The sequence below is a fragment of the Halobacillus sp. A5 genome (assembly GCF_024189315.1).
GTDB lineage: Bacteria > Bacillota > Bacilli > Bacillales > Halobacillaceae > Halobacillus_A.
Map to the genome: position 1 here is coordinate 224,124 of NZ_JAIZEO010000006.1, position 6,000 is coordinate 230,123.

A 6,000-nucleotide genomic window follows, 5' to 3' on the forward strand; every position below is an offset into this window, starting at 1 on the left:
TATGAATTATTCCAACTTTTTTAAAAAAATGGTGGAGGGAGTAGGACTCGAACCTACGAACCCGATGGGAGCGGATTTACAGTCCGCCGCGTTTGGCCAACTTCGCTATCCCTCCACATTTAAAAATGGAAATGGTGCCGGCCAGAGGACTTGAACCCCCAACCTACTGATTACAAGTCAGTTGCTCTACCAGTTGAGCTAGGCCGGCGACATGGTGGAGGATGCAGGGCTCGAACCTGCGACCCCTTGCTTGTAAGGCAAGTGCTCTCCCAGCTGAGCTAATCCTCCAATAGTCAAAGTGAATAATCTATTTTCAATTATAGTGGTGACCCGTACGGGATTCGAACCCGTGATACCGCCGTGAAAGGGCGGTGTCTTAACCACTTGACCAACGGGCCAGTCAACATGTTTTGTCGTTTTTCTAGTGTTACCCGTTCAAACTGACGATTATAATTATATACAATCTAACAGCGTATTGTAAAGAGGAATTTTTAAAGTCTATATATTCAAAAAACTTAAGAATAGAAAAGGCTGCCAGAATGTAATCCGGCAGCCTTTTTAAGTGATTATTGGTTTATATCAAGTTTGCCTTCTGCTGCTGATTCAGAGATGTTTCCAAAATCATCTTCAGCCATCACTACGATTTCGGCACCTTCAGCCACCAGGTTAGAGGTCGCCGTCCAGTACCCTTCATAGTGACCGTCTTCTGTTTCTGTCATAGGAAGTTCTGTAGCCTGATCTGATTGTGTTGAGAAGTTGGTCAATGGCATTTTAATATAGAATGCAGCATCCAATCCAGCTTCGGAGTCAAATTCTATCTTCACACTTTCACCAGATTGCAGAGATAAGTCCTCATCCGGCTTTATCTCTGTGAGCTCCGGAGCTGTATAATCAGCTTCTATAGTAACTTCTTCTGTCACACTGTTGCCTGCTTGATCTAATGCCTCGACTTCTATTACATTTTCCCCTTCTTCAATAATCAATCGTTTTGAGAAGGATCCATCTTCTTCCACACTCGCTTCTTCCCCATTAACGTTAACGTGATCAAGGTTTTCTTCATTTACCGTACCTTCCACAGTAGTAACCTCACTATTGATTTTGTCTCCATTCTCTGGAGATGTAATAGAAAGCTCTGGATCAGTTTGATCCAGCGTTACGACAACAGGATCAGACGGCTCTGTATTTCCATTATCCGTTACGGTTACCGCAGTAAGTTCATTTGCTCCCTCATTCAGTTCAAGGTCCGCAGCGAACTCTCCTTCTTCATTTGCTTCTACAGCAGCAGCTTCCTCTTCTCCATTGTAAATTTCAATAGTAGACGATGGTGAGCCGCTTCCTTCTACTGTAATGCTTTCATCATTTGTAAAAGCTCCGTCAGCCGGCGATTCAATAACTGGAGCTTCAGCTTCATAATCGACCGTGGCACGAATCATATAGTTTCCTTCCTCACTAGGAGAAGGACTCCATGTTCCGCCTACCTGCTGCCAGCTGCGACCGGCATTTTCACCGTTTTCATCGGTTGCAAGCGCAGGAGTATCTGGATTAGGGTGAGTTTGGATATAAACCATATAGAAATCGTCGTCGACTACAATTCCTTCTTCTGACACATCAACCTCTGTCCATTCCCCATTACGGAGAGCTTCTGCCTCTATTGGGCCAGCCAGGCGGTCACCAGGCGCTCCGTCTTCTCCATTAGAGTCATAAACAGCTACTTCAAATTCTGTTCCGCCCGGTACAGGAAAGTCTTCTTCCCAAAATCTAAATAGACCTCCCGTAACCAGCGCTGAGGATTGGCCCTCTTCTAAGGACATCCTCACGGCCCAGGAATTCCCCGCATCGTAGAAAGCGCGGGCGTTTTCAGCAGTTCCATCATCATATCCTATTTCGCCCGGGAAGCCAATAAACGGTTCTAACTGAACATCTTCCGTCACTGTTTCATTTCCTTCTACCGTTACTGAAGCTTCTGCACCTTTATATCCCGGCGCACGAATTTCAAGTGTGTAGTCACCCTCATAGGCCGTCAAGGAGTAAACTCCATTTTCATCGGTTTCCACTGGTGTGACAGCCGCGTCTTCCACTACATATACGGTGGCTCCTTCAATAGGATCGCCTGTTCTGTCATTTGTAACTGTACCCGTTACTTCCCCGGAAGGCATTGGGTCAAGTGTAAAATTAGTATTTACCTGCCCGTCTTCAGTAACCTCTACTTCCTCTGTACTAGAATTATATCCGTAAGCTGAAGCTTCTAACGTATAGTCGCCTGCAGCTGTTAAAATCCGATAACTTCCGTCAGATGGATCTGTAGTTACAGATTTATCAGTTTCAAGTACACTCACCGTTGCCTCAAGCGGCAGCACTTTTGGACTGATTGGTGAGTTGTCTACTTCACCTGACTGCATTAACGGTCCTTCTACATTCTCAAAGGGACCAGGGAAAAGACTCTTAGACTTCACTCGTTTTTTCTTTTTATCTGATTTGGCATCTTTAGAAGCGTCCTTTTCCTCCATTTTTGAAGTTTTCTTCGTATCAGACTTGTGAAGTTTTGCGGCAGTATCCGATGATTGATCTGTTAAAGCAACATCATCTATATACCAGCCATCCTTCACAACACTCCCGTCGGTCTCCACGTGAAATCCAACATATACGGTCTGCCCCTCATATTGAGATAAGTCAACCTCGGACTCCGTCCAGTCTTCAGACTCTTCATTAAATTCAGCCAATTGTTCCCAGTTTTCATTGTCTGTGGAGACTACAACATGTCCGTAGTCATAATTTCTTTCTAACTCATACCATGATTTGAATTGAAGATACGTATCTCCTTCAGGTACTTCTACCGGCGGGAGTCTTAATGTCATATCAGCATTTGATTCATAAGTACCTTCAAGGTTGGTAGCGTAAACTTTTTCACCTGAAGCTGCTCCATCAGGTCCGGAATCCGGTTCGCCCCACTCCCATGAGTTGCTTTCGCCAAATGACACCCAGCCAGCAGGAGTGCTCTCAAAATCTTCTGAATACCCTACTGTGATGCCATCTTGTAACGTTACGGTGTAAACGTCTGATTCTGCTTCATTTTCGCCAAAATCTGTTGCAATCAACTTATATTCAAGTGATTCTCCATTCAGGTTGTCACCCGGTATGGAAGCTTGATACGTTCCACTTTCAAAATCCCCTTCAATTAATTCTGCATCAGCTGTCTGCCAATCTTCACTATCAACACGATATTGCACTTCAACATGGTCTACACTGACATTGTCAGAAATATCGGCTGCAATCGGCAGTTCAAGGCCTTTGTACGACTCTGTCAGCGGCTCATGTTCAATTACCGGAGCTTCCGTGTCTTCCCCTTCTTCATATACATTTCCGGTGATTTCTCCTATACCGGAAACAACGGCCGAAACAGCCGTATAGGCGTTTGTAATACCATTTCCGAACCCTTCATTAGGGTCATCTGGGTAGTCGTCACTCGTAGCCGGGTCTGCTGTATCATATAACAGTTCTTCAATTTGATCGACGGTTAGTGATTGATCCGCTTCAAGCAGTAAAGCTACAGTTCCCGCTACGTGCGGACCCGCCATTGAAGTCCCGCTATACGTATCATCATACTCACTGCCGGGAACAGTCGAGTTGATGTTTACTCCTGGTGCAGATATATCTGGTTTAATCTCGCCATCGTACGGTGAGGGACCTACTGAAGAAAAGTAAGCTAATTCATCAGCACTATCCGTTGCACCAACAGCAATCGACTCTGGATAGTTAGCTGGTGCTGCAATACTTCCATCCCCCGACTCTCCATCATTACCTGCAGAAAAGACAGGAGCGATCCCTGCGTTTCTCCAGTTCTGAACCATTTCTCGATACCATTCATCAAGACCTGGTCCACCTCCCCACGAGTTGTTAATTACATCAGGGGCTTTTTCAGGGTGTGGATTCCCCTCTTCATCTTTAGGTGCTAATAACCATTCAGCTGCATCAAGTAAATCTACGTCCGTTCCTCCGGCCGCGGTAAACGCCTTAACTGCGATCCATTTCGAGCCCGGAGCTACTCCTACTTGATTAGAGTCATCCTCTTCAGAACCAGCCACAGTCCCCATTGTATGAGTACCATGGCCCTGGTCATCATAAGGCTCCGGTTCATCTGCGGTAGCATCATACCAATTAAATTCATGATCCACCTCTTCTGGGTTTTCCGCATTAAACCCACGGTACTTTTCCATAAGACCCGGGTGGTCCCATTGTACTCCTGTATCAATGTTAGCTACGACTACTCCCGAGCCGTCTATTCCTGTTTCATCCCACACCTGTTCAGCACCTATACGGTCTATGCCCCAGGAAGCGACATCAAGTGTATCGGCCTTCACCTCATTCTTTGGTGTTTCCACCGGTTGATAAATCTCCCTTGTCCGGTTGGGCAGGATTTTCTCCACTTCAGCTAATGAAGCTATCTCCTCCATTACTTTTTGATTACTAGTGACAGAGACAGCATTCACAATGTAGTAAGATTGAAATGATGTCACATCACCCTGGTCTTCAGCCTTATTTAAATAGCTGTTCAATTCGTACTGTGTATCTTTAGATGTTGCACGTAATTCATGAACGACGGCAGAATTCTGTACGCGTTTTACTTCTTTTGCAGATACAGAAGCTTTACTCTCTTCCAATTTCTGAACTGCTTCGTCTGATGCTTTTTTCGTATCTGCCTGCTCTTTCATTTTGACCAAATAGGTGACTTGATCATCTTCTTTGAAAGAGGCAGAAAGGTCTTCATTAATTTTACCAGCTGTCTGCTTGCTATCTTTCACTGACAAATTATTTGATTCCTCTGCTGAACTTGTACTTGTCATATTAAAGAAAGATAGAATCAATACAGTTATAAGTAAAATGCTGATCGACTTGACGCTTCTCTTCTTTCTTTTCATTTGTTTACGCTCCTTTCAGTAAAATTCACCTGAAACCTGTGTATTTATTCCGTCCTCCTTCACGTTGCGACTTTTACGTTTACGATTCTCTGTTGTTAAATTTATCCTATCTTATAGTGACAAAATCCGCTAGATTACCAATAATAACAAGGATATACAGCCTACACGGTTTGCGAAACCTTATGTATTTAGACCTTTATTAATTAAAATAAGACATAAAATTACATTTACAGACTTTATCCCCCATCCCCCAAACTAGTCCATAGGTAGCGTGTCAGGTTCATTATTATGATAAAAAGAGAGTAAAGTTGGGAAAGTCTTTCTCCTAAACACCATTCTTTTTCATTTTTAAATGGATAAGTTTGATTTTTGCTGTCGACTTGGGAATATTTACAACAATATTACGTATTAAAGGTCTTTTAGCATCGTTTGTAACTTTCTTGTTAATTTTGTGTCTACAATTGTAAAAAGACTAAGACTTAATGCTTGTATCGTTCGACATAATAAACAAAACTGAAGCAGTTTTTTTAAAATGAAGTATGAATCTTTCACTTGAAGCAATTGATATTCAATTTCTGGCTATAGAGCGAAAGAAATAATATTCTTTGGCGATAAATCTTTTCATGCGGAGAAAAATGAAGTAAAAAGAGCGTTTTCAATACAAAAAAGCACAAGCGACCTACAATAAGGTCCTTGTGCTAAGTAAGCAGACAAATAAAAAAAGCTTCCACTGAAAGCAAAAGCTTGGTTTAACCTTAATTCAACTAAACTTCCAGAGCTTCCAGCCGGATTTGAACCGGCGACCCCTTCCTTACCATGGAAGTGCTCTACCACTGAGCTATGGAAGCAAGTGGCTCCACCGGTAGGATTCGAACCTACGACCGATCGGTTAACAGCCGATTGCTCTACCACTGAGCTACGGTGGATCAATAAACTAAGTAAATATTGACGTGGCAGCGTCCTACTCTCACGGGGATCAACCCGACTACCATCGGCGCTGAAGAGCTTAACTGCTGTGTTCGGCATGGGAACAGGTGTGACCTCTTCGCTGTCGCCACCACATCATTTGGTTTGAGGTAAACCC

At 43.6% G+C, this 6,000-nt stretch carries 1 protein-coding gene, 6 tRNA genes and 1 rRNA gene; all 8 read right to left on the bottom strand.

Translation table 11 applies throughout. From position 1 onward, the window contains the following. Positions 1–29: 29 nt before the first annotated feature. A tRNA-Tyr gene (locus LF822_RS21220) sits at positions 30–115 on the bottom strand. 17 nt (positions 116–132) lie between these two features. After that, a tRNA-Thr gene (locus LF822_RS21225) sits at positions 133–208 on the bottom strand. Between the two features lie 4 nt (positions 209–212). Further along, positions 213–288 (bottom strand) — tRNA-Val (locus tag LF822_RS21230). A 35-nt stretch (positions 289–323) separates the two neighbouring features. After that, positions 324–398: transfer RNA gene (locus LF822_RS21235), tRNA-Glu, on the bottom strand. Between the two features lie 168 nt (positions 399–566). Next, positions 567–4,916 carry a S8 family serine peptidase gene (locus LF822_RS21240; protein ID WP_253926096.1) on the bottom strand — a complete coding sequence of 1,450 codons (4,350 nt, stop codon included), beginning with the start codon at positions 4,914–4,916 and terminating at the stop codon, positions 567–569. Positions 4,917–5,692: 776 nt separating this feature from the next. Continuing rightward, positions 5,693–5,764: transfer RNA gene (locus LF822_RS21245), tRNA-Thr, on the bottom strand. A 3-nt stretch (positions 5,765–5,767) separates the two neighbouring features. Next, positions 5,768–5,842: transfer RNA gene (locus LF822_RS21250), tRNA-Asn, on the bottom strand. 22 nt (positions 5,843–5,864) lie between these two features. Beyond that, positions 5,865–5,978, bottom strand: a 5S ribosomal RNA gene (gene rrf / locus LF822_RS21255). Positions 5,979–6,000: the final 22 nt, after the last annotated feature.